Genomic DNA, 24,317 nt, shown 5'->3' with positions numbered 1-24,317 from the left:
GGCCGTCGCGAGGAAGCGGCTCAGGGCGATATACGCCGTGATGCGCGACCGGGTGCCCTACCGGGAGTAGCCCCGACGGTTGACAAAACTATAGGAACACCCAATGATTATGAAAGGTATCCATGGAAACGATCATCAACGTCGACGATGTCTCGTTCTCCTATGGCACGCAAACCGAGCAGGCGCTCAGCCACGTTTCGCTTAGCGTGAACAAGGGAGATTTCATCGGCATCATCGGGCCCTCGGGTGCCGGTAAGTCCACACTTGCCGCCTGCCTGTCGGGCGCCGTGCCTCACCACTACACCGGCGCCTTTTATGGCTCCGTGTTAGTTGACGGCCACGACACCTGCGAGGTCTCGCTCACCGACATATCGCAAATCGTCGGTAGCGTGTTGCAAGACATTGACACGCAGATGGTCGCTTCGGTCGTTGAGGATGAGATGCTCTTTGGTCTCGAGAACTTTGGCGCTCCGCATGACCAGATCGAGCAGCGCTTGTGCGAGACGCTTAAGACCGTCGGCATTAGCGACCTGCGCGACCGCGAGATCGCCACCCTCTCGGGTGGCCAAAAGCAAAAGGTAGCTATCGCCGCCATCCTCGCCATGCGTCCGCGCGTCTTAGTGCTCGATGAGCCAACCGCAGCACTCGACCCCGCCAGTTCCACCTTGGTCTTCGAGACGCTGCGCGAGGCAAACCGCGCGCTCGGCATCACCATCGTCGTCGTTGAGCAAAAGGTCGCTCTGCTTTCGGAGTACTGCAACCGTGTGTTGGTGCTCGATCACGGCCAGATCGCGCTGCAAGGTGAGCCGCACGAGGTCTTCGCACGCACCGACGAGCTTCGCACCATCGGCGTCGATTGTCCGCGCGTCACGCGCATCTTCAACAGTCTCGAGGCCGATGGCTTGGTAAGCGGCACGCCCTGTCTGGATGTCGACGAGGCAGAACGCCTGATAACGGAAATCGTCGACCCCGACCGTGCGACAAGCGATACCCAGGCGCCCGCAGGCTCCCCGCACGCGCCGTCGCTGCGCCCGCATGCGAAAGACGCCGAGCCGGTGCTCACCTTTGACCATGTCGAGTTTTCCTACCCCCATGGAGGCGCCGCCGTCCACGACCTCAACTTGACGCTCTACCCCGGCGAGCTCGTGGGCATTGTCGGCCAAAACGGAGCCGGCAAAACCACGCTCACCAAACTGCTCACGGGTTTGCTCAAGCCCGCATCGGGCAGCGTACGCGTTACGGGCTTGGACACGGCATCGGTTCCCACGAGCCGCATCGCACGCGAAGTGGCAACGCTTTTCCAGAACCCCGACCGCCAAATCTGCAAAGACACCGTGCTCGACGAGGTCGCCTTTGGTCTAGAGCTTGCCGGCATCGACCGCGCCGAAGCCCTGCGTCGCGCCCAGCTGGTCATCGACCGCTTTGGCCTGCCAGCCGACGAGGCACCGTTCTCGCTGTCACGCGGCCAGCGCCAGATGGTGGCGCTGGCATCCGTTGTAGTGATCGAGCCCAAGATCGTGGTGCTCGACGAACCCACGAGCGGCCTGGACTACCGCGAGTGCATGACCGTCATGGAAACGGTGCGCACCATGGCAGAGCGCGGTTGCGCCGTCATCATGGTCTGTCACGACATGGAAGTCGTTTCCGACTTTGCCGAGCGCATCGTGGTGATGGCCAACGGTCGCATCCTCGACCGCGGCCGCACGCACGAGCTATTCTCGAACATCGAACTCATGCAGCGTGCCTACGTTGAGCCGCCCCAGGTCATCGAACTCTCGCGCCGTCTGGCATCCACCGTCTCGCCCTCCTTTACGCAGGTGAGTGAGGTCACTGATATCGTTCGCATTACCGAGGAGATGGTCCGCCGTGGTTAACGTCATCGACTACATGCCGGGCGACACGCTGCTACACCGCCTGAACCCCGTCATCAAACTGGGCCTCGCCGCCGCCATCATCATCGGCATTTTCTTGTCCGACACCTATGTGGCACTGCTGGGCTTTCTGGCACTCACGCTCGCGCTGGGAGCCTACGCCGGCGTCGTCGACCGCCTGCTCGCGCTGCTCAAGCTACTGATTCCGCTCGCGCTCATCATGCTGGTGCTGCAGCTGGCTTTTATGCGCGATGGCAACGTGGTGTGGAGCTTTGTCACCGATGAAGGCCTCATCACCGGAACAAAGGCCTGCCTGCGTCTGCTGGGCGTGGCGCTACCGCTCATCCTGATGCTCATGGTGACCAAGCTCAACGACCTTGCCAACGCCTGCGTCGAGGTGCTGCACGTTCCGTATCGTTACGCCTTCACCTTTACCACGGCGCTGCGCTTTGTGCCGGTGTTTGGCCAGGAGATGAACGCCATCATGGAGGCGCAGACCGCACGCGGCATCGAGTATGACACCAAGAACCCCATCAAGAAGCTCAAGCTCATGCTGCCGCTGTGCGTGCCGCTACTGATCTCGAGCGTGGGTAAAACCGATGCCACGGCCCTGGCAGCCGAGCAGCGCGGCTTCTACCTGCGCACGCGCGCGAGCTCGTACAAGCGCTACCCCATCAAGAGCCTGGACATTGCCATACTTATTGTCAGCATTGCCCTCATCGTCCTCGGCTTCCTGTTTTAACCCATCGCCCCCGGCAACCGACAAATGCAAAAGGCCTCGGCTCGCATCAAACGAGCCGAGGCCTTACTGTTTACCCAGATAAAACCTACCAAAATAAACCTGTCCCTTTTTTGGCAGGTCGAGGGCTACAGGCGGTAGGGGGCGCCGCTGCGGATGATGGATTCGCGCACCAGGACGTCCATGGCGTCAAGGGTAATCTCGGGCATCTCCCGGTACTTTTGCAGCACCGAGAGCTCGGTGCAGGCCAGAATGACGCGGTCGCAGCCGCTGCGGGCGAACTCCCACATCACGCGGTCAAACTTGTCCATATCGGGCTCGCGTCCGGCCTTCACGTCATCATAAATCAGCGACATCACGTCGGCCTGGCGCTTCTCGCTGGGATAGACGACCTCGACGCCCGCGGCCTCGCACTCGCGCCCATAGACGCCTGCACCCACGGTGCCGTCAGTGCCCATGATGCCGATCTTGCGCACCGGCTCGGACGGCATGCTCAGGTTGGGATCGAACTCGCACTCCCCCATCACCGCGCCCGCCAGGGCATAGCGCACCGACTCACGCGGCATGTGGATAATCGGCACCTTCGTAAACGACTGGATCTGGTCGTAGAAGTAGTGTGACGTGTTGCAGGGAATGGCAATGTGCGCACAGCCCAGCGACTCGAGTGCCTGGGCACACTCTTTCATGGTCGCCAGCAGCTTGGCATGCTCGCCGGTTTTAATGGCCAGCGTGCGGTCGGGCATGGTCGACTTGGAGAGCACCACCATGTCGATATGTTCCTGATCGCAGGCAGCAGCCGTGTGGCGCACCACCTGGTCGTAGTAATACGACGTGGCCTCGGCGCCCATGCCGCCGATAACTCCCAGCTTTTCCATCGCCGCCTCCTTGGTGACGCTTGCGCAATTGCGCGTATCATACCCGCGCCCGCCCGATGCAAACCGGGCGGGCGCCGCACTCATCTACTTGTAATACGTCTTGAACAGCTTAAAGTGGCGCAGCTTGGTGTGCCACATGCGAAGCCAGCGGTTAAAGACAAAGTCGCCCTTCATAAACGAAGGGTCGGCGCCCTTGCCTTCCTTGTCCAGGCGATGCACCTTAGCGCGCAGCTCGGGATCCTTGACGTACTTGTCGACGACGCCCATGGGGACGACCATCCACAGGGCCTCGTCCTGAGCCGTCACAAACTCCGGCTCAAACGGGCGGTTGAACACATACTCGTCCACCACATACTTGGCAACGTTAAAGCCGCTGTTGGTGACGTAGTAGTTGCTGCGGCCTTGGCGCGTGTTGAAATCGAAGAACTTAAACGAGCCGTCGCGCTCGTCGTACTTAACGTCAAAGTTGGAATAGCCCACAAAGTGAAGGTCCTCGAGCAACTTGCGCACGCCGCCCATGAGCTCGTCATTGGGCTCGGTGATGATACAGGCGTGGTTGCCGACACCGTGAGGCTGATGCTCCTCGAGCAGCACATGGCCCAGGCACATCATGCGCACCTTGCCGTTGCGGTCGGAATAGCTGGTGAGCACGCGCATGTACTCGTCGTTGCCGGGCACGCGATCCTGCAAGATCAGATCGTCGGTGTAGCCGCTGGCATACGAATCGCGAATGACCTGTTCCAGCTCGGCGCGGTCGGCAATCTCATAGGCCTTCTTCTGGCCCTCGAACTCGTGCTGCCACCACATGATGCCGTCAGAAGGCTTCAGAATCATCGGGTAGGGAAAATCGATCTGGTCGAGCACCTCGGCAGGTGCCTCGCCTTGGTCGTTCAGCATCGCCATGGTGAAGGTAAAGGTATGCGGATAAGGCACGCCATGCTTCTCGCACAGCTCGTAGAAGATCTCCTTCTTCTGGCACTGCTCGAGCATGCTGTAGGGCGCGTAGGGAGCGACGATGTTATCCGCCAACTCATGGGCATCCTTGGCCTGAGCCACGAGGGCAACGTAGTTGTCGCCACAGCCCACAAGGACAATCGTCTTGTCGGCATGCGCTTGGGCAATGCCGTTGACGGTTTTGAGCATCACGGGCATGGTGTCGATATCCACGTTGGGCGTGTAGTCGATAATCTGGCTGCGGTACGCGGGACCCGTCTGGTACTTGCCAAAGACCAGACTCTTGACCTGGTACTCCTCATAGAAGGCGCGCGCCACCGAATAGGCGTTGATGTCGCCACCGAGCAGCACGGGAATGAACTCGCGCTCTGTAAATTGCAATGCCATGGAAACTTCCTATCATGAACTGCCCACACAACGGGCGGTCTTTGCGCAACTGATTTATTCTAGCGTGCCAAGCCGCCGGCGCCCAAAGCTCCACCGTATCTATGGCAATCGACGCAATCGTCCAGCACGAAGGCGGCGCTCACCGTTGTATGACAATGGGCAATGAACCTACCATTGTTGTAGGATTCAACATGTTGCCCGCCCCGTCGAAAGGTGCACCGTGCCCCAGGCTCATCCGATCAACAACCCCATCATTGACGCCGCCAAGCGCGAACTTGCGGATCGTGCCCGGACGGCAGCTCCCCTACGCACCGCAAACGATGCTTACAACGGGCCTGCTCGTATCGTCTCAATCAACACGTCGGAGCACAAAGGCACTCGCAAGTCGCCCGTCGCCGATGGACGCGACACCGTCATCGAGCAATTTGGCCTCGCTACCGATGCGCACGCCGGACATTGGCACCGCCAGGTCTCTTTTTTAGCCGCGGAGTCCATCCAGACGGCGCAGGCACGCGGGCTCGACGTACACGAGGGTGACTTTGGAGAGAACTTCACAACCCGGGGCATCAACCTGCTCTCGCTCCCCTTGGGCACGCAGCTCAAGCTTGGCAGCGAGGTGCTTGTCGAAATCAGTCAGATCGGCAAGGTCTGCCACACACGCTGTGCCATCTACTATCTAGCCGGCGACTGCATCTTTCCCCACGAGGGCGTTTTCGGCGTGGTACTAAAGGGCGGAGAGGTCCATATCGGCGACGATATCCAGGTAGTCAAACTCGGCGACGGCGCCTGTTCGTTCACCCCCGCCGAGGCGCTCGAAGAGATTGAGCAGGCTCGCCAGGAGGGCACGCTGTAGTTGTAAAACCCCACGTTGAGATAGCTTTTACAGCCCCAAACCCCTCTTAAACAGGCCCCCGTAACGTTAAAGTTGAACTCTATGGTTTCTCAACAATTCATCATAACTGCAGGTCAAAGCCAAAGCCTCAAGTTCAACTTGACCCTTTGGAACCTTTAAGGTTCAAGTTGAGGTCGAAAGCAGTAGTAGAATACCGTTCGAACCATAACCTACGATTGATTGCAGAGGGACTGGATGCAGCATTCGAATCATCGCGCCGCAGCGCTCATTGCGTCGAAGCCGGCTCGTATCATCACGAGCGCCGCGCTCGCCGTTGCGCTGACGGCCACGCCGATGCTCTCCCCCGTTGCGGCGTATGCCGCCTCGCAGGCAACGCAGGACCAGCTTTCCGCAGCCCAGCAGAAGATCGAAGCCGCCACGAGCGCCTACAACGACGCCCGCACCAAACTCGATGACCTGCAAAAGCAGATTGACTCCAATGAGGCAAGCATCGAGGAAATCGAGGCTAAGCTTCCCGAGCAGCAGGCCAAGGCAAGCTCCGCCATGCGCGATCTGTACAAGTATCAGAAGGGCACCAACCCCATCGTGAGCTTCCTGGTCAACGCGCAGAGCCTGGGTGAGTTCATCACGACCTGCAAATACACCAATCAGATCACGAGTTCGAGCGTCGACGAGATTGAAGAGCTCAATAACATGCAAACCGAACTCGAGCAGAACAAGGCCGAGCTCCAGCAGGCCAAGTCTCAGCTTGAGGCAGAGCAGAAAAACGCCGAGGATGCGCTGGCACAGGCCCAGCAGCTCCGCAGCGAGGCACAGGCAAAAGCCGAGCAGGAAAATGCCGCCGAGCTTGCCAAGCTTGAGGCCGATAAGGCCGCTGCCGCCGAAAAGCTCTCGGGCGAGGGCGTAAGCGGCAGCAATTCCAGCAGCCAGGCCACCAACACCAACACCACCATCGACACCACGGTGAACAACTCCAATACCGGTAGCTCCGATTACGATTCGTTCATTAATGAGTGGACGAGCCGCATCGACAATTATCTCGCCGGCTCCCCCATGGCAGGCCAGGGCTATAACTTTGCCGTCGCCGCTTGGAATACCGGTGTCGACCCCCGTTGGTCCCCCGCCATCGCCTGCATCGAGAGTAGCAAGGGCCTCTATTGCGCCGGCTCCTATAACGCCTGGGGCTGGAGTGCCCGCGGCGGCGGTTGGCGCAGCTTTGGCAGCTGGAGCGAGGGCATCTCCGCTCACGTTGCCTATCTGGGCGCCAGCTACGGCTCCACCCTTACCCCGGCTGCGGCCAAAAAGTACTGCCCGCCCACGTGGCAGGACTGGTACAACAAAGTCGCCGCTCAGATGAACCGCATCTAAGTGCAACTGCAAAGGGCCCCAACGGGGCCCTTTTCTTTTAGGTAGCGGAGGTATCGACGACGCCGGTCGCATTGGCAACCGCGACTATGACGATCATGCATAGGAGCAGCACACCCAATGCCTTGAGCCAGAGTTTCGCGAGTTTCTTGCCGCGATAGCTGTCGAGCAGTGCGAATCGCCGACGAAGACGGCGCTTATCGAGCAGCGCAAAATGCATAAGCACCATAAGGCCATCGACAAAGAAAAAATACTCGATTATGAGAAGCCACGTCGGGTAGCTTTGGTTTGCTCCCGTGGGGTGAAAGACGGCAAAGTGACTTCCGGCAAAGAACACAAGCAGCGAAAAGCAGACGAGCGTATTCCAAATGCGCCCCAGAGACTCCGGAACGCGAGAGAGCAGACCGCATGCAGCGGAGGCGGCAGGCCCAGGAAGCCCTGCAGGGTTCTGGAGCCCTTGGGGCGTCAACACCGTCTCCGAGGCCGGAGTACGGACAGGCGCAGGTGTAGGAGGCCGCACGGGGCGACTTAGATCGTATGCCGCGCGCGTCGCCCGTCCCAACGCTTCCGCGCTCGCAAAACGCTTGGCCGGGTCGAGCGCCATCGACATGCAAACGGCATCGGCAAGTGGAGTGGGAATGCCGCGTGCCTCGCATTGCTCGCGCATGTCGAGCCCTGGTTTAGGGTCGACTCCCGTCAAGCAGAAGAACAACAGGGCGCCAAGTGCGTAGACGTCGCTGCGCACACTCGTCTGTCCAAACCCAAACTGCTCGGGCGGCGCATAGGAACGCGTGCCAAACTTGACGGTGTCGGCGTCGGCGCCATCGCGCCAAATGCGCGCGATTCCCAGGTCGATAATCACCAACGAGGAAAAGGTCATGCCGGCATCGGGCGCATACCTCACGCCCGATACGATGATGTTCGAGGGTTTAAGGTCGCGGTGGATTACCGGTACCCCCGGCTCCCCCGCAGCTGCAAAACCAGCATGTAGCTCGCCCACCGCTTCGCACAGAACGGGATACAACCCGCGGGCATAATCGGGCGTCGCCCCCAAGCGCCCCACCAACGTCTCGAGCGTCTCGCCTTCGACATACTCCATCACCACGTCAAGCTCGTCGCCCACACGGCGGCAATCAACGATTCGGGGCAAGTGCTCAAAACGACGACCGGCGCGCTGGGCCGCAAACAGGCGCTCATATGCTCCGCCAATCTGCACCGAAGCATCGATGCGCTTGCGGACAAAGGGGCCGAGAGACCCGCCACCAGAGCCCTCAAAATAGACGAGTTCGGTCGTCTCGACATCCGAGAGCTTGAGCACGCGCTCCACACGATAGCTGTCATCGCGGTCGAGCGACGCCAAATGCTCGACGAGTGAAGCAGTCAGCTCATCATCGGAATATGTTGGGGTCTGAGTATCCATAGCTTCCATCATAACGCAGGGTGCGGACACCCCGTGTTGTCCGCACCCCGTTCGTTTGCATGGTTGTTCTGGTGACACCGCCGGCTCAGCCATCGGCCACTAACTCACCGTTTCCTCGCCAAAGCGATACAGTTCTTCATTGACCTTTTGGAGGCTACAGCCACGGTCGATGCAAAAGATAATAATTGCATCGCGACGGTCCTCGCAGTTGAGGACGCTCACTCCGGCAGCCGTCAGGGCGCGGTTGGTCTCTTTCATCGACAGCGCCATTGCAAAGGCAATCTGCAGCACCTTATTGCGGCTTGGGTGGCACGCACCTGTAAAAATCTGATAACCAAAAGTCTCATTAAGGTCGGCCATGCGCACCACGCGCGAGCGCTCTAAGCCCTTTTCCTGCAGCAGCTGCTTAAGGTAGTCCGAAAGCGACGGGGCGGCAAAGTCGTGTTCTTTGATATAGCCATCGATGTTTGGCGCGTCGAGGAGCTCATTGAGCAACTCGTCCGTCAGCTTCTTATCGGGCATACGACCTCACCTCCCATACGGAGCAACGGTAGCGACATGCTAGGCGAGCACCCAGCTCGCAGTCGCGGACTTATCAAACACGTTGGCAAAATAGAGAGCCTTCTTGATGTCACCATCAAAGTAGATATTGCCCGCCACGGAGCCACCAGCGGCAAGGGTGCCAGACTGCAGCTCATCGGAGCCCTCGCTGTAATAGCCCTGGTTCTGCTGAGCACCGTTGGCGTCCTCGCCCTTCCAGTCGTAGATATTGTAATCTGCGCCCTCATCGCCATTGTTGACGTACGTGACGTGAATACCCGTCATGGTCGAACCGTCATAATTTGTGAGGCCGGGCTGGACGGAATCGACAACGACGGAAAGACCGGCAGCCGTGGTCACCGTCGCACCAACCGCCAGGTCAGTCGTAGACTGCTCTTCCTTCTTCGTCTCTTCCTTCTTGTCGCCATCGCCAGCGTCCTCGGTGACGGTCGCCTTATCGCTACCACAACCGGCAAGAAGACCGGCAGTCCCCAAGGCGACGGTGGCGAATGCGCCCAGTGCAGCGCGACGGCTCAGCAGCACTTCGTTTTCGAGCTTTTTCATCATGCATCCTTCCTACGATCCGGCTACCGCGCCGGCACACAGCACATCGTAGGAAGGATTAAACTTGAATTCATTAGCTGAGAGCTAAGGTTGCGATAAACGGCCAATGCAGTTATCCAAACGCCGAGCAAACGCACTTTGCGCGACCGTCTGCTGGCAGCGCATCAACCCACCGTGACGGATTCCCCGGTAAAGGCACTGATCATCAACAGGACGAAGAACACCAGGTAGCTGACACTCAGCGGGTACGCAATGACCAGGAATACGACCCAGCCGACATTGGTTTTACCGTCGGCACGGCGTCGCTCGCGATTGCGGCAGAGCCAAATCGTCACGCCAATGGCCACAATCAACAGCACAAGCGCTGCCGCGGCCAGTCCAGCAAGCGCAAACATCACGCCAATGCTCACAGCAATAACCGGAAGCAACAACAAGCCGCATCCACACCCACCGGGACTATACATGGCAGTCTGTCGGCGCTTCATCATCACTCCAAGTCAAGCAATCGTTTGTAGACATCGAGGCCTTTGAGCAGAATTTCCTCGTCAAAGAGCATGGTATCGGTATGCAGGGCGCTCGTGGCATAGGCGGGGCAGCCATCCGAATCGCTCGGGTTTTCTTGTCCCTCTGGCACGCCCGTGCCCAGCAAGAAGAACACGCCCGGCAGATGGCGCTGATAGAACGCGAAATCCTCGGCGATTAGCAGCGGCTCGTCCACGAGCTGCAATTCGGGCAGAGCGGGCGCGATTCGGGCAAACAACTCAGGGTCGTTATCGACCGGTGGATAGCCCTCGGCAAAGTCAAGATCATACGTGCAGCCCGTTGCAGCGCACGCCTCGTCGAGTACACGGCGCACGCCCTCGCGCGCACGGTCGAACATGTCGTCCGTAAACACACGCAGGCTGCCGGCAACATGAGCCTCCCCCGCCACCGCGTTGCAGACGGTACCGGCCTGCAGCAGGCCAAACTTGCCGATACAGGGCTCGTCGGTGCCCAGCCCGTCCATCAGCTCGCGCTCGGAAACCAAGAACTTGGCCGCTGCCAGCGCGGCATCGTGCGATTCCCCGACTGGAACGCCGTAGGTCTTGGCGATATGGATACTCGTGCCATGGATATGAATGTGCGTCTCGCTCGAACGCGCTAGCAGCGGACCGGGACAGCTCGCCAACGTACCGGCAGGCAAATCGGGCCATACATGGAAGCCAAAGATGCGATCTGCCCCATAGCGCTCGAATACGCCGCTCTCGCACACCGTCTTGGCGCCACCGGTCGTTTCCTCGGCCGGCTGAAACACAAAGAGCACGTTGCGTTTAATGACGCCCGGCTGCTCACGAATCGTACGGTCGACATGCGTCGCGGCGGCAAGCACCATGGCCATGTGTCCATCGTGTCCGCACGCATGCATCTTGCCGGGATGGGTCGAGACAAAGGCCGCGCCCGTTGCCTCCGCGATGGGCAGGGCGTCCATATCGGCGCGAATCGCCGTGGCATGCGTAGCGCCCACACCGGCATCGAAGAAAGCGCAGACGCAGCTGGGGCACGGATGGGTCACCTCGCAGGCGAGCGGAGCGAGCGCGCCCTCGATATAGGCGATGGTTTGAGGAAGATCGAAATCGAGCTCCGGAATGCGATGCAGGTCGCGCCGATAGCGACGAAGTTCTTGGAGCTCGGTCATAAAGGTTCCTTTCATGGGGGGCATATCCATTCACACAATATTGTGACGCAGGATTGTGGCACCCTTGTTTCTAGCATATCCCTGCATTTTTTAAACGTTATATACGAATACTCTTGTTTGGTAAAGTGCAACGTGGTAGGGTCGTTACCACTTGATAGAGGCGCGGGCACGAAGAGCCGCGGGCGAGTCGGCAGACTTTGACCCTGCGGGGAGGCGAAACCCGCCGAACTGGGCATTTCGGGCACGAACAGCCTGGTGGGCCTGCGGGAAACACCCGCAGGACTGTCTGCAGCAATGCGGGAGCGCTATCCGGACATTGGGTCCACGTTATGCGGATTCAATGCGCAGATGGCGCCGTCTGGATAGCGAGGTTTACGGGACATGGCATTGACCCCCAACGAGGCATATGCGGCCAAGCAGCCGTTTGTGGACAAGGAGACGCTCGAGCATATCGTCGAGCAGTTCCCCACGCCATTTCATCTATACGACGAGGCGGGCATCCGCCGCAACATGCAAGAAGTGCGCGACGCCTTCGCATGGAACCCGGGCTTTAAGGAATACTTTGCCGTCAAGGCCAATCCCAACCCGGCGCTCATCTCCATTCTCAACGAATACGGCTGCGGCTGCGATTGCTCGAGCTATACCGAGCTCATGATTGCCCGCTCACTGGGCATCACGGGACACGACATCATGTTCTCGTCCAACGACACGCCGGCGGCGGATTTTGCCCTTGCAGATAAACTGGGCGCCATCGTCAACTTTGACGACATCAGCCATATCGAGTTCTTTGAGCGCGTTGCGGGACCCATCCCCAAGACGGTCAGCTGCCGTTTTAATCCGGGCGGCCTGTTCCAGCTCTCCAACGGCATTATGGACAACCCCGGCGACTCCAAATACGGCATGACCACCGAGCAGCTCTTCGAGGCGTTCCGCATGCTCAAGGCCAAGGGCGCCGAGGACTTTGGCATCCACGCATTCCTTGCCAGCAACACCGTCACCAATGACTACTACCCCAAGCTCGCGCGCATCCTCTTTGAGCTTGCCGTGCGCCTGGAGCGCGAGACCGGCGCACATGTCGCCTTCATCAACCTGTCCGGCGGCGTCGGTATCCCCTACCTGCCCGAGCAGCAGGCCAACGACATTCACGCCATCGGCGAGGGAGTGCACGCGGCATACGACGAGATCCTGGTTCCCGCCGACATGGGCGATGTGGCCATCTGCACCGAGATGGGCCGCTTTATGATGGGCCCCTACGGCTGCCTGGTCACCAAGGCCATCCACGAGAAGCAGATCTACAAGGACTATATCGGTGTCGACGCAAGCGCGGTCGACCTGATTCGCCCTGCCATGTATGGCGCCTACCACCACATTACGGTGATGGGCCAGCCGGGTGGCGCCGACAAGACCACAGCACCCGTTGCGGATACCTACGACATCACGGGCAACCTATGCGAGAACAACGACAAGTTCGCCATCGATCGCGAACTGCCGCATATCGACATGGGCGACCTGCTTGTGATTCACGATACCGGCGCGCATGGCTACTCCATGGGCTACAACTACAATGGACGGCTGCGCTCCGCCGAGGTCCTGCTGCGTCCCGATGGCTCGGCCGAACTCATCCGCCGCGCCGAGCGCCCGGGCGATTATTTTGCCACGCTCGATGTGCTGCCGTGCGGCCGAGAGCTGCTGGCCAAGTCGCGCGCCGAAAGTGCCCGCCGTCGCGCCCAAGACGAGCGGCTGGCAGTCGCCGCCCAATGGAACAAACGCATCCAGATCGCGGACGCGAAGGAGAAGAACATGGACATCCGCAATCTCGAGGGCTCAATCGTCGCCCTTGTTACGCCGTTTAAAAAGGACGGCAGCGTCGACTTTGACGCGCTCGAGCGCCTTATCGATTTCCACCTGCAAAACGGCACCGACGCCATCCTCACCCTGGGCACCACCGGCGAGAGCGCCACGATGACCGATGACGAGGATAACTCCGTTGTCGCCGCCGTGGTCAAGCAAGTTGCAGGCCGCGTCCCCGTCATTGCCGGCTCGGGCTCCAACTCCACACAAACCATGCTCACCAAGTCGCTCACCTACCAGGGCTTGGGAGCCGACGGACTGCTGCTCATCACCCCCTACTACAACAAGTCCAATGAAGAAGGCATCTATCAGCACTTTAAGACCGTCGCCGATGCCGTGGACATCCCCTGCATCCTGTACAACATCCCCGGCCGCTGCGGCTGCGGCATCAGCGGGCGCAACGTAGAGCGCTTGGCTGCGCACCCCAACATCATGGGTATTAAGGAAGCCTCGGGCAACGTCGCCTACGCGGCCAAGATCGCCCACCTGCTGTCCGACGACTTCCGTATGTACTCGGGCGAAGACGCACTTACCGTACCGCTCATGAGCCTGGGCGCTTCGGGCACCATCAGCGTGTGGGCCGATGTTCAGCCGCAGCTCGTGCACGAAATGTGTCGAGCCTATCTGGACGGTGACGTGGAGCGCGCCCGCGATATCCAGATTGCCGGCCAGCCGCTCATCAATACACTCTTTAGCGAGGTCAACCCCATCCCCGTCAAGGAAGCGCTCGCTCAGATGGGTATGATCGAGGCAAACTACCGCATGCCGCTGTGCCCCATGGCAGACGTCACGCGCGCTACACTTACCGATGCTCTGAAGGGAGCTGGTCTGCTTGATTAAGACCGTCATTATGGGAACGGGCCGCATGGGCTCGCTCATCCGCACCACCGCCGAGGGCGTTGTCGACGCCGCCGGACAACCTGTTTTCAATATCGTGGCCCAGATCGGCTTTGACTTGTCCGAGCTCGAGAACGCCCCGGCAGCCGACGTCATCATCGACTTCTCGAACGTCGTGACCTTCGATGCCGTCGTCGCCTATGTCGAGCGCACGGGCGCAGCGTTAGTCTCGGGAACCACGGGCTACACACCAGAGCAGATGGATCGCCTGCGCGAGCTGGGTCAGAACGCCCGCGTCATGCACTCCGGCAATTATTCCATCGGTATCGCAGCCCTGCGTCATCTGGTAGCACAGGCAACACGCGAGCTGCCCGGCTTTGACTGCGAAATCGTCGAGACGCACCATAACCAAAAGGTCGACGCCCCCAGCGGCACTGCCAAGTTGTTGCTCGACGCCGTCGTCGAAGCCGAGCCCGAGGCAGGTTACCACCCCGTCTATGGCCGCGAGGGTATGTGCGGTGCACGCGACCCCAAGGAGATCGGCATGCACTCGCTGCGCGGTGGCACTGTCGCCGGCGTGCACGAAGTGAGTTTCTTTGGCCAGGACGAGGAGGTCACGCTCACGCACCGCGCCACGAGCCGTCAGATCTTTGTCAACGGTGCCCTGGCAGCCGCGCAGAAGCTCGTCACCCACGAGCCTGGCTTCTATACGTTCGACCAGATCATATTTGCCTAACCAAGTATCAACCGGATTCACCCAAAGGAGAGACAGCAAATGAGCAATGCAGCCGAAATGGATGCACAGGAGATTATCAACTACATCGCCACCGCGCCCAAGAAAACGCCCGTCAAGCTGTACGTGCGCGAAAAGCCCGATATGGAGGTCCAGTGGGGCAACGCGCACATCTACGGCGATTGCCACGGCAAGACCGTCTTTGGCGACTGGGATGAGCTCAAGGCAATCCTCGACGCCAACGCCGACTCCATCGACTACTACGACGTAGAGAACGACTGTCGCAACTCTGCCGTGCCCATGCTCGACCTCAAGGGCATCAACGCCCGCATCGAGCCGGGCGCGATCATCCGTGACCGCGTCGAGATCGGCGATCGCGCCGTCATCATGATGGGTGCCATCATCAACATCGGCTCCGTCATTGGCGAAGGCTCCATGATCGACATGGGCGCCGTGCTGGGCGGCCGCGCCACCGTGGGTAAGAACTGCCACATCGGCGCCGGCACCGTACTGGCAGGCGTCGTGGAGCCCGCGAGCGCCACGCCCGTCATCATCGAAGACGACGTCATGATCGGCGCCAACGCCGTGGTCCTGGAGGGCGTGCGCGTGGGCAAGGGCGCTGTCGTTGCCGCCGGCGCCGTGTGCGTCGAGGATGTCCCCGCCGGTGCCGTCGTGGCCGGTGTCCCCGCCCGCGTCATCAAGATGCGCGACGAGAAGACCGACAGCAAGACCGGCCTCGAGGAAGGCTTACGCCGGCTGTAGAAGTTACGCGGTTTTACCAAACCGCGTAACGGCTCGACGCTGCAAACGCCCCTAAGCGGCAATCTGACGTTCAATCGTCGGTCGCGTACCGAAGTACGCTTCCCTCCTCTTTCACGTCACCTTGCTCGCCTAGGGGCGTTTTCGCTGACGTATGCTCAGTCTGCAACTCAATTCAGCTCCAAGCAAAAAGGCCGAAGTCCCGAAGGGTTTCGACCTTTGTTTTTCTGCAGCGTCCAAGCGCAGTTTATCGGTTCTCGATGCTGCCGATATTCTTGAGCTCGATGGAGATGAGGCCGTTGGGCTCGTTAACGAACTCGATGTACTCGGAGTTCGAACCCATCTCGGCCGGGAAGCTGATCTCGATACCCGTGTCGGTACGAATCTTATGATTGCGCACGGCTGCGCGCTCGACCTGCTTGCGTTCCACGGGCACGCGCTCGGGAACCTTCTCCTCGGTCAGCGCCGCGCGCACGCTTTCCTTGATGACCGGCTCGTCCTCAAAGACCTCATCGACGATATCCCAAGGCGGCAGCTCCTCGTCATCCTCAACCTTCTCGGCCACAGCGGCCTTAACCTTGGCGAGCGCCACGGCCGTGTTGGCGCCGTGCTCCTCGGCGACTTCCTCGACCACACGCGTCACGGTGTCGATGACCTCCTTGCCCGACACGCCCGTGTCGCACTGCAGCAGGCCATCGGGAATGAGCATACGGTCCTCGCCGGCAATCTTGCGCTTCTTGTCCACGTAGCCGATCTCCATGGTGCTCGCGCGCACGATGGCATAGCTCGGCACCTTTTGCGAAGGGTTCGGCAGAATAGCGTAGTGGCGCGCGATGTCGTTGCGCACCTCCCCCTCCTCGCGGCCCACCTCGTGCATAAAAGCCTGCTTGGAGCCCAGCAGCATCACGGCAAACCAGCGGGCATCCTCATCGTCGTCAAAATCGGCCACGAGCACGTCGGTTGACTCGGCTTTCTCGGCTTTGGTGAGCTCGGAGGAGATAAACTCCGCAATCTGCTGCGACAGGTCCACGAACTCGCGCTCGCCAAAGAAATAGCCCTTGAGCTCGCCGCCAAACGCAGAGTTCTCGGCAAACGTGGCGCGTTTATTGTCGGCCGAGGTACGTGCGCGGCGCAGATGCGTGGTCACGAAGTTGCGCACGGTACGGCTCTCGATATCGAGCTCGCGCTGGCTCATAACGTTGACGGCAGAGTCAAAGTCCAGGATATGCAGAATCGCGTGATTGATTTTCATATACGGCATTCCGTTCTAGATCGATTTCGGCACGAACCAGTATAGCGGTCGAGCCCGCCCCAGGCGCATCGAAGATTGGTGCATCGGGGACAGGTTGCTTTGCACCAATGGCTAGCGCAGGAGCTCGGACTGCCATACCTCGAGCTGTTCTGCCAGGCTCTTACCACTAGAAGGCACGCTGAACTCGGGACGTTTGGGCAGCAGCGCACACTTAAGAATTGCCACGATGGTCTGCGAGACAAAGCGTCGCGTATCCTTGTCAAACCCTTGCGCAGCCTGGAGCATCACGGGCAGGCTCTCGCGCAGATTCCCAGCGATATCCGCAAACCGCTCAGCACCCGTAGCCTCAAACACGGAGAACAACGCATCTACAAAACGCTCGCGCTCGCTAGGCGAAACTGCAAGCAGCATCTCGCGAATGGAGCCATCAACGTATCGAGCACCGGCGGACAGGCGCTCACAGTACACGAAGTCGCGACCATCAACCACCCAGCTAAAGGGATTGTGCTGCAGCAGGCTGAACTCGGTGCTCTCAACGATGGCATAGTCCTCCTGTGTCTCGAACATCATGCCAAAGATCGACGACCGAGGTAGCGTCTTGTCGATTCGACCGGATAGGTCGGCGAAGGCGTTGCCGCTCAGAAACTCCTCGACGAAGCCCGGACCATCATGGGAATACGCCCGTTCGATTCGCTCGCGGGCGACATCGGAGCACATCGCCGCACCGTACACCGCAAGGTTTCCACCCTTGGAATGACCTCCGCACAAAAGCGGCCCGCCAATCGCATCCGCCGCCTCGTCCACATAACGTACCGCGGATTCCTGGGCCGGCACAGGACACCGGAACGCCATGTTAAAGTCCTCTTTCCAGCCCACAATCGTGCTGTCGGTCCCCCGGAAGGAAAGATAACTAAACCCCGCCGGAAACCGGAACGCCATGGCTGCAAACTGCTCTGTCGCTACCACATCGCTCACGGCACGATAGCCGCAAACGTGCACGCCACGGTAACGAGGGTTTGCTGCCACGGCCTCCAACAAGGCCCTGCTCCCCTCTGGATCCCACAAGTCGTCAATCATGTCCCGGTAGCACTCGGCACGCAGCAGTTCGCGTACGTCTAGGCCCTGCCAGTTCGTCAGCTCCGCCATATCACCCGGCAAACGCAAATAGGACAACCACGCAAAGACCAGGCTATCCACCGCGCAGAACGACCGCTCCTCAAACGGATCAAACACCGTCTGGGCATATGTCAAAAAATTAGGCGAATCCGACATGGCGCTCCCATCAACTATGGTGCATTGGGGTCAGGTTACTTTGCACCAAAAAGGCGCCCGGGCCGTGTGGACTCGGACGCCTTCATTGTAGCTTTTCGCTCCAACGAGCTTGATTTAGCAGGAGAAGTCGACGCTGTCGATAATGTCCTTGAGGGCCTTGGCGGAGGCGGTGAGCTCATGCTGCTCGTCATCGTTCAGCGGCACGGGGACGCGACAGACGACGCCGTCGCGGCCAACGACCGTCGGCATGGAGATGGCAAGATCGGACAGGCCATACTCGCCCACCATGAGCGAGGAGACGGGCAGAACGGTCTGCTCATCGCGCATGACGGCGGTGCAGATGCGCTTGACGGCCATGGCGACGCCATAGTAGGTGGCGTGCTTCTTCTCGATGATGGTGTAGGCGGAGTTCTTGACGTCCTCGGCGATGCGCTTCTCGGCAGCCTCATGCTCCAGATGACCGTGAAGCTCGCAGAAAGTGTTCAGCGGCACGCCGGCAACCTGGGCGCTGGACCAAGCGACAAACTCAGAGTCGCCGTGCTCACCCATGACATAGGCCTGGACATCGCGCGGGTCAACCTCGACGTGGGCACCAAGCATCTGCTGCAGACGGCCAGTGTCGAGCACGGTGCCGGAGCCGATGACATGGCCCTCGGGCAGGCCGGACATCTTGATGGCGGCATAGGTCAGAACATCGACCGGGTTGGAGACAATGAGCAGAATGCCGTCGAAGCCAGACTTCTTAATTTCGGGAATGATGGACTTAAAGATGTTGACGTTCTTGTTGACCAGGTCCAGACGGGTCTCACCGGGCTTCTGGGCAGCGCCAGCGGTGACGACGATCATGGCGGCGTCGGCGACATCGGAATAATCGCCGGCGTAGATCTTCATCGGCTCGGCAAACGTCATGCCGTGCGCGATATCCAGGGCCTCACCCTCGGCGCGGTTCTTGTCCACGTCGATGAGGACCATCTCGGAGAACAGACCACTCTGCATCAGCGCGAACGCCGAAGACGAACCAACGAAACCGCAGCCGACAATAGCGACCTTCTTCTCGTTAACCATTAGAAACTCCCATCTCTCTCCACAAGCAAGCCGCCCGGGAACGACCCGAGCGGCTTGCCGTAATCCCAATACATCCAATCGGGACTTTGATTATGCTCCTATTCGCAGCCAAAAATCGACCGTTTACCGAAATTGTTTGCAGAAATCGTAAAATAACTGCACGAAATCGGTTTCGAGCTATTGACGAGCCGAAATACCTTTCTAATACAGGCCCGCCTCGCGAATGGCCTCGACAGCCAAAGCAATCTGGTCGGGCGGCAAGACCAGCGCCATGCGCACGTGCCCCTCGCCCGAAGGACCAAAGCTCGCGCCCGGCGTCACCACAACGCCGGCCTTCTCCATGAGCTCCTCGCAAAACGCCATGGAATCGGTGCGACCACCGGGAAGCTTGGCCCACACAAACATAGAGCCATGCGCGTTGGGACGCTCCCAGCCCAGGCCCTCAAGACCGTCGCACAGGGCATCGCGGCGCTCCTGGTACTTCAGACGCTGCGCCTCGACCTCATCGCGCGGACCGTTCAGGCAGGCGATAGCAGCCTTCTGGATCGGGAAGAACATACCAAAGTCGATCTGGCCGCGCAGCTTGGCAAAGGCCGAGACCACATCCTCGCGACCGACCAAAAAGCCGATACGCGCACCGGTGACGTTAAACGACTTGGAGAGCGAGAAGAACTCAACGCCCACCTCGAGCGCGCCGGGATACTGCAAGAAGCTGCCGCCCGGCTCGCCGTCGAACACGATGTCGGAGTATGCGTTGTCGTGAACGATGAGCAGGTCGTGCTCGCGGGCGAAAGCGATGATCTCCTCGTAGACCTCGGGCGTGCCCACCGAGCCCACCGGGTTGGCGGGCAGCGACACAATCATGTACTTGGCACGATCGGCCACCTCGGGATCGATACCCGCCACATAGGGCAGGTAATTGTGCTCCGCCACCAGCGGATAGTACTCGAGCTTGGCATCGGCGATCTTGGCACCTGCCTCAAAGACCGGGTAGCACGGATCGGGAACCAGAATGGTGTCACCCGGATCGAGCAGGGCAAGGCCCAAATGGCCAACGCCCTCCTGCGTGCCGTTGCACGACTGCACCATAGACGGCGTAATGCCCGAAACGCCAAAGCGACGCTCGTAGTAATCGCACACGGCTTGCTTGAGTTCGGGCAGGTCGCGCAGGGCATACTTCCACATCTCGGGGTCCTGGGCCGCTTGCGTGAGCGCCTCGACCACGTGGTCGTACGGCTTAAAGTCGGGCGTGCCCACGCTCATGTTGTAAATGGTCTTGCCCTGAGCCTTCAGCGCAAGCAGTTTGTTGTTGAGCGAGGCGAAGACCTCCGCGCCAAAGCGGTCGAGACGCTGCGATGCCTGCATGGTGCCACCTTTCGATATGAAAAACGCGGCGCTCCGACAAGAGCGCCGCGCGATACGGGCCATCAGATTGCAAAAGTGTAACGCTTGCAACCCCCGCATTGGTTCAATTTAGCCAACCTTAGTCAATTGGATTGAGCGCGTCGATCTGCGCAAGCCACAGTCGCGAGCTGGCGTCACTCGGCATACGCCAATCGCCGCGCGGGCTGAGCGTCACCGAGCCCACCTTGGGACCATCGGGCAGGCAGCTGCGCTTAAACTGCTGGGCAAAGAAGCGACGGTAGAACGTACGCAACCACGTGTGGACAGTCTTGACGTCGTAGGCGCCCTCGAAGCTCTTGAGCGCCATGCGGTAGATCTTGCCCGGCTCAAAGCCAAAACGCAGCAGGTAGTAGAGGAAGTAGTCGTGCAGCTCGTACGGGCCCACCAAATCCTCAGTCTTCTGCGCAATCTCGCCGTCGCCCGTGGGCGGCAGAAGCTCGGGGGACACCGGCGTATCGAGGATATCGAGCAAGACCTCGGCAATACGCCCGCCAAAAACATCAGCGGCATAGCGCACCAGATGGCGCACAAGCGTCTTGGGCACGCTCGCGTTGACGGCGTACATGCTCATGTGGTCGCCGTTGTAGGTAGCCCAGCCGAGCGCCAGCTCCGACAGGTCGCCCGTGCCGATGACAAAACCGCCGGCCTGATTGGCCAGGTCCATCAGAATCTGCGTACGCTCGCGGGCCTGGCTGTTCTCGTAGGTCACGTCCTGGACGGTCGGATCGTGCTCGATGTCCTTAAAATGCTGCTCCACGGCTGCATGGATCGAGACTTCGCGAAAGCTCACGCCTAGGTCGTGAGCGAGCGACTCGGCATTGGACTTGGTGCGGTGCGTCGTGCCAAAGCCGGGCATGGACACGGCCGTGATACCGGTGCGCGGCAGGCCCAAGGCGTCGAACGCACGCACGGTCACGAGGAGCGCCAGCGTGGAATCGAGGCCGCCCGAAAGGCCGATGACGGCCGCCTTGGTGCCCGTATGGGCAAGGCGAGTCTTGAGGCCAGCAGTCTGCAGATTGAGAATAGTCTCGCAGCGCTCGGCCAGATCACCGTGGTCGGCCGGCACAAAAGGCGCGCGAGGGAAAACGCGGTCGATATCGCAGGCATCGCGCAGAACAGGCTCTTTGGCCAGCACGCCCTCAAACGAAAACTCAACGGTCGTGGCCTCCAGCGCATCGTCCGCGCGTGTCCACGTCGTCGAGCGACGGCGCTCGGCAACCAGGCGGTCAAGATCGACGTCGGCGATGGCCATGTCGCAGGTAAGCAGCTTGGTCGCGGCGAGCTTGGAGCCGTTTTCGTAGACGAGGTTCTCACCCGCAAAGACCATATCGGTCGTGGACTCGCCCTCACTCGCGTCCGCATAGGCATAGGCGCAGTACAGGCGCGCACTCTGATTGGAGATAAGGCTGCGGCGGTAGTCTGCCTTACCGATAATCTCATCCGAGGCCGACGGGTTGAGAATCACCGTCGCACCGGCAAGCGCCATCTCGGTCGAAGGGGGCGCCGGCACCCACAGGTCTTCACAGACCTCAACGCCCAGCACCATATCCTCGGCACCTTCATCACAGCAGCGGTAGACAAGCCCCGAACCCAGCGGAACCGGACCCTGACCGGCAAATTCAACCCACACGGGATCCGCAGGCGCTGGAGCAAACCAACGGCGCTCATAGAACTCGCCATAGTTGGGCAGATACTTCTTGGCCGTGAGGCCCAAAAGCTCGCCCGCGCAGCACACGGCGGCGCAGTTGTAGATATTCTCGGCAACTGCAACGGGAAGACCGATGGTAAAGACGACCGGCAACTCACGGGTTTCATCGAGGATGTGCACAAGTGCCGCCTCGCAGGCATGCAGCAGTGTGCGGTTATGGAACAGGTCAGCCGCGGTATAGCCGGTCAGGTTAAGCTCGGGCAGCACCAGCGCGCGAACGCCGCGCTCGGTAGCCTCGCGAACAGCCGCCAACGCAACCTCGGCATTGCCCTCGACATCGGCAACGCGAATCTTGGGCGAGGCCGCCGCCACACGCAAAAAGCCGTCGTTCTTATTAGCCGAAACGCAGCATTGCCTTGTTGATCTGGACACTGGAGGCCCCTTCTACCCTGAGATTCAGTCTAACGGACGTTCACATATCTCTAACTAGCCAAAGCAACCTCCCAGTTTACTGAGACGCCAACCTGTGCTAAGAGCATGTATTCCAATAATATCTTTAATTAAAAAAGGAGAAATCGATAATCGACTTCTCCTTTAAGCGAGGCAAGTAAATTCCGAAACTAATGGCAGAATTTATCCATGTAGTCCTCAAAGTCGAACACTTCTACCACGACGCCCTCTTCCTGAGACTCTTTCAGTTGCTCCAAGAGATCTTTGTTAATAACGTCCATGCAGAAACCTCCTCTATCTAATCAATTGTAGTATATCTGCTTTCATGCAATTATCAACCAACTTGTTTAATTGCTCCTCGTTTGCCGATAGTCCCTCTTTTTTCAAAATGTCGCGCACCTCGTTCTTAGTAATCGGCTTTTCAAACAACGAAAGCAAAGCGAACGAATAATCATTAACCGCACACATTCTATGGGTGGCACAACTCAGCAGTACTCTTAACCCCTCTTTTGAGCGTCCGACTTCTTTAACAAACGAACTTTTAACCAATTGAAAACCATTATCGTGCATTACATAATCGGCATCGATATTTGTATTCAGCAATCCATAATGCAACAGTTCTTCTATCGCCCTTGTCAGCTCGAGGTCGCCCTGATCAAGAATAAGAGAAATGCTACAATCGGCCTCCAATAAACGGGCCAACTTAAGGTATACCAACTGGGAAACAGCATAGACATGATGGTATTCAGAATTATAGAAGTAGGCAAATGGCTCAACGAGCACAACAGAGGTCTTGGAATCCAGCCAGATTCGATCAGCTGGATTTAGACTAGTTAGCCGTCGCTTTACTTTGGTCAAATGTCCCTTATACCTGACAGCGTGAATAGAATCTAGGATCCAGGTCACCTCTGAAATATGAAGCCGCTGGGGCAAGTCAATTGTGTCGCTACCGTTTATGACCTCTTGCATATAAAAATCAATATGATGCTCATCAGATAAGGATTTTGCTTCATTTAAAGTTAAACCAGTGCCTGAAACATAATCCACTTCGAGGCGCAAATCCTCATATTGGGACTTCGGCATTACAGAGACACCATACTTATCGGGATGATTCCAAACATCCGACCCCATAACGAGACCAAAATTCGTAAATCCTCTCGTGGAATATGGAACACCACATACCTGTTTTGAATAATTCAAAACATTCTCTGTATAAGCTAAGGTGTTCAGAGCCTCTTCTTTAGTTTCGGTCGGAAAGCCAATCATAAAAAATAGATGAACAGGAATACCCGCATTGAGACAATCATGGATATTGCGATCAATCCAATCAACTCTCGTGTTCTTCTTCATTAGATCAAGAACTCTTTGGTTGTATGACTCGAGGCCAAACTGAATCTGCCTACATCCACTTTGGTATATCTTGTTAAAAACGTCTGTACTTAGGGTTGGAGAGAACCTCGTTTCTCCATGCCAGAAAAACGTTTTTCCCGATGCGTTTATTTCATCCGCGAGTTGCTCCATTCTTTTGCCTTCGAATGTTTCATCCACAAAAGAGAAAACTCTCGTGCCGTATTTTTCATTTAACCGACACATTATTTCAAATACTCTCGATATAGGCATCTTTCGGTAACAACCACCGGTAGCACCGGGAATGGTGCAGAAGGCGCAATGATTAAAACACTGCCTAGAGGAATAAACCGGCAATATTGGTAGTGTCGAGAAAGTTGGTGTAGCGCCCGATCCGAAGCGAGTCGGCCCGGCGTCCTGGAACCTGGAACACGGTTGATATCCTATGCCGCCTCG

At 58.8% G+C, this 24,317-nt stretch carries 20 protein-coding genes and 1 riboswitch; of the genes, 7 read left to right on the top strand and 13 right to left on the bottom strand.

The features are described 5' to 3' along the window. Positions 1–122: 122 nt before the first annotated feature. Together AQ996_RS07975 and AQ996_RS07970 are read left to right on the top strand one after the other, a co-directional pair. A complete protein-coding gene (locus AQ996_RS07975; RefSeq protein ID WP_055252366.1) occupies positions 123–1,874 on the top strand; it encodes an ABC transporter ATP-binding protein in 1,752 nt (583 codons plus the stop codon). Continuing rightward, on the top strand, positions 1,867–2,613 hold the full coding sequence (locus AQ996_RS07970; RefSeq protein WP_055252365.1) for an energy-coupling factor transporter transmembrane component T family protein: 747 nt from the start codon (positions 1,867–1,869) through the stop codon (positions 2,611–2,613). Before AQ996_RS07975 ends, AQ996_RS07970 begins: the two co-directional genes overlap by 8 nt. A gap of 125 nt (positions 2,614–2,738) precedes the next feature. Here AQ996_RS07970 and AQ996_RS07965 read toward each other — a convergent pair whose 3' ends face one another. Beyond that, entirely contained in the window at positions 2,739–3,485 is a 747-nt protein-coding gene (locus tag AQ996_RS07965; protein WP_055252364.1) for an aspartate/glutamate racemase family protein, read from the bottom strand. A gap of 84 nt (positions 3,486–3,569) precedes the next feature. After that, positions 3,570–4,826: a carboxylate--amine ligase gene (locus AQ996_RS07960; RefSeq protein ID WP_055252363.1), complete on the bottom strand. Its 1,257-nt coding sequence runs from the start codon at positions 4,824–4,826 to the stop codon at positions 3,570–3,572. Between the two features lie 220 nt (positions 4,827–5,046). Between AQ996_RS07960 and AQ996_RS07955 the strand changes: the two genes are divergently transcribed. Both AQ996_RS07955 and AQ996_RS07950 read left to right on the top strand, forming a co-directional pair. Continuing rightward, positions 5,047–5,679: an MOSC domain-containing protein gene (locus AQ996_RS07955; protein WP_216595004.1), complete on the top strand. Its 633-nt coding sequence runs from the start codon at positions 5,047–5,049 to the stop codon at positions 5,677–5,679. A 234-nt stretch (positions 5,680–5,913) separates the two neighbouring features. After that, positions 5,914–7,047: a coiled-coil domain-containing protein gene (locus AQ996_RS07950; protein WP_055252362.1), complete on the top strand. Its 1,134-nt coding sequence runs from the start codon at positions 5,914–5,916 to the stop codon at positions 7,045–7,047. A 37-nt stretch (positions 7,048–7,084) separates the two neighbouring features. Here AQ996_RS07950 and AQ996_RS07945 read toward each other — a convergent pair whose 3' ends face one another. The 5 genes from AQ996_RS07945 to AQ996_RS07925 all read right to left on the bottom strand — a co-directional run bounded on the left by AQ996_RS07945 (position 7,085) and on the right by AQ996_RS07925 (position 11,243). Next, entirely contained in the window at positions 7,085–8,464 is a 1,380-nt protein-coding gene (locus AQ996_RS07945) for a serine/threonine protein kinase (protein ID WP_055252361.1), read from the bottom strand. Positions 8,465–8,563: 99 nt separating this feature from the next. After that, the gene (locus AQ996_RS07940; protein WP_055252360.1) at positions 8,564–8,986 is read right to left on the bottom strand and encodes a hypothetical protein; all 423 of its coding nucleotides are present in this window, start codon (positions 8,984–8,986) and stop codon (positions 8,564–8,566) included. 39 nt (positions 8,987–9,025) lie between these two features. Further along, a complete protein-coding gene (locus tag AQ996_RS07935) occupies positions 9,026–9,568 on the bottom strand; it encodes a DUF4352 domain-containing protein (protein WP_055252359.1) in 543 nt (180 codons plus the stop codon). Positions 9,569–9,732: 164 nt separating this feature from the next. Next, on the bottom strand, positions 9,733–10,002 hold the full coding sequence (locus AQ996_RS07930; protein WP_117817185.1) for a hypothetical protein: 270 nt from the start codon (positions 10,000–10,002) through the stop codon (positions 9,733–9,735). Between the two features lie 53 nt (positions 10,003–10,055). Beyond that, complete coding sequence (locus AQ996_RS07925) at positions 10,056–11,243, bottom strand: N-acetyldiaminopimelate deacetylase (protein ID WP_055252357.1); 1,188 nt, start codon at positions 11,241–11,243, stop codon at positions 10,056–10,058. Between the two features lie 147 nt (positions 11,244–11,390). Further along, a riboswitch (Lysine riboswitch) is annotated at positions 11,391–11,559 on the top strand. A gap of 65 nt (positions 11,560–11,624) precedes the next feature. Between AQ996_RS07925 and dapA the strand changes: the two genes are divergently transcribed. From dapA to dapD, 3 genes are read left to right on the top strand one after another with little or no spacing between them, the layout of a single operon-like run. Continuing rightward, positions 11,625–13,934 carry a 4-hydroxy-tetrahydrodipicolinate synthase gene (gene dapA, locus AQ996_RS10125; protein WP_082435582.1) on the top strand — a complete coding sequence of 770 codons (2,310 nt, stop codon included), beginning with the start codon at positions 11,625–11,627 and terminating at the stop codon, positions 13,932–13,934. Continuing rightward, the gene (gene dapB, locus AQ996_RS07915; protein WP_253274627.1) at positions 13,927–14,667 is read left to right on the top strand and encodes a 4-hydroxy-tetrahydrodipicolinate reductase; all 741 of its coding nucleotides are present in this window, start codon (positions 13,927–13,929) and stop codon (positions 14,665–14,667) included. Before dapA ends, dapB begins: the two co-directional genes overlap by 8 nt. A 39-nt stretch (positions 14,668–14,706) precedes the next feature. After that, positions 14,707–15,426 (top strand): 2,3,4,5-tetrahydropyridine-2,6-dicarboxylate N-acetyltransferase, encoded by a 720-nt coding sequence (dapD, locus tag AQ996_RS07910; RefSeq protein ID WP_082435581.1) that lies wholly within the window; start codon positions 14,707–14,709, stop codon positions 15,424–15,426. A 244-nt stretch (positions 15,427–15,670) separates the two neighbouring features. On the opposite strand, the gene AQ996_RS07905 is transcribed toward dapD, so the two are convergent. From AQ996_RS07905 to AQ996_RS07880, 6 genes are all read right to left on the bottom strand, one after another. Next, entirely contained in the window at positions 15,671–16,675 is a 1,005-nt protein-coding gene (locus AQ996_RS07905; protein ID WP_022094136.1) for a nucleoid-associated protein, read from the bottom strand. Between the two features lie 111 nt (positions 16,676–16,786). Next, the gene (locus tag AQ996_RS07900; RefSeq protein WP_055252356.1) at positions 16,787–17,947 is read right to left on the bottom strand and encodes an Mbeg1-like protein; all 1,161 of its coding nucleotides are present in this window, start codon (positions 17,945–17,947) and stop codon (positions 16,787–16,789) included. A gap of 114 nt (positions 17,948–18,061) precedes the next feature. Continuing rightward, on the bottom strand, positions 18,062–19,012 hold the full coding sequence (locus tag AQ996_RS07895; RefSeq protein ID WP_006234343.1) for an L-lactate dehydrogenase: 951 nt from the start codon (positions 19,010–19,012) through the stop codon (positions 18,062–18,064). 201 nt (positions 19,013–19,213) lie between these two features. Next, entirely contained in the window at positions 19,214–20,377 is a 1,164-nt protein-coding gene (locus tag AQ996_RS07890) for a pyridoxal phosphate-dependent aminotransferase (protein WP_006234344.1), read from the bottom strand. A gap of 118 nt (positions 20,378–20,495) precedes the next feature. After that, positions 20,496–22,496, bottom strand: coding sequence for an NAD(+) synthase (locus tag AQ996_RS07885; protein ID WP_055252355.1), 2,001 nt, complete (start codon positions 22,494–22,496; stop codon positions 20,496–20,498). A gap of 312 nt (positions 22,497–22,808) precedes the next feature. After that, positions 22,809–24,317, bottom strand: a 1,509-nt coding sequence (locus tag AQ996_RS07880; protein ID WP_148315910.1) for a B12-binding domain-containing radical SAM protein, incomplete at its 5' end; no start/stop codon positions are given.

Source organism: Collinsella aerofaciens, from assembly GCF_001404695.1.
GTDB lineage: Bacteria > Actinomycetota > Coriobacteriia > Coriobacteriales > Coriobacteriaceae > Collinsella > Collinsella aerofaciens_E.
This window is presented reverse-complemented; position numbering and strand designations above follow the sequence as displayed.

Coding starts and splice junctions, on each gene's coding strand:
- AQ996_RS07975 (WP_055252366.1), top strand. CDS start 123: ATGGAAACGATCATCAACGTCGACGATGTCTCGTTCTCCTATGGCACG.
- AQ996_RS07965 (WP_055252364.1), bottom strand. CDS start 3,485: ATGGAAAAGCTGGGAGTTATCGGCGGCATGGGCGCCGAGGCCACGTCG.
- AQ996_RS07960 (WP_055252363.1), bottom strand. CDS start 4,826: ATGGCATTGCAATTTACAGAGCGCGAGTTCATTCCCGTGCTGCTCGGT.
- AQ996_RS07950 (WP_055252362.1), top strand. CDS start 5,914: ATGCAGCATTCGAATCATCGCGCCGCAGCGCTCATTGCGTCGAAGCCG.
- AQ996_RS07945 (WP_055252361.1), bottom strand. CDS start 8,464: ATGGATACTCAGACCCCAACATATTCCGATGATGAGCTGACTGCTTCA.
- AQ996_RS07940 (WP_055252360.1), bottom strand. CDS start 8,986: ATGCCCGATAAGAAGCTGACGGACGAGTTGCTCAATGAGCTCCTCGAC.
- AQ996_RS07935 (WP_055252359.1), bottom strand. CDS start 9,568: ATGAAAAAGCTCGAAAACGAAGTGCTGCTGAGCCGTCGCGCTGCACTG.
- AQ996_RS07925 (WP_055252357.1), bottom strand. CDS start 11,243: ATGACCGAGCTCCAAGAACTTCGTCGCTATCGGCGCGACCTGCATCGC.
- dapA (WP_082435582.1), top strand. CDS start 11,625: ATGGCATTGACCCCCAACGAGGCATATGCGGCCAAGCAGCCGTTTGTG.
- dapD (WP_082435581.1), top strand. CDS start 14,707: ATGAGCAATGCAGCCGAAATGGATGCACAGGAGATTATCAACTACATC.
- AQ996_RS07905 (WP_022094136.1), bottom strand. CDS start 16,675: ATGAAAATCAATCACGCGATTCTGCATATCCTGGACTTTGACTCTGCC.
- AQ996_RS07900 (WP_055252356.1), bottom strand. CDS start 17,947: ATGTCGGATTCGCCTAATTTTTTGACATATGCCCAGACGGTGTTTGAT.
- AQ996_RS07895 (WP_006234343.1), bottom strand. CDS start 19,012: ATGGTTAACGAGAAGAAGGTCGCTATTGTCGGCTGCGGTTTCGTTGGT.
- AQ996_RS07890 (WP_006234344.1), bottom strand. CDS start 20,377: ATGCAGGCATCGCAGCGTCTCGACCGCTTTGGCGCGGAGGTCTTCGCC.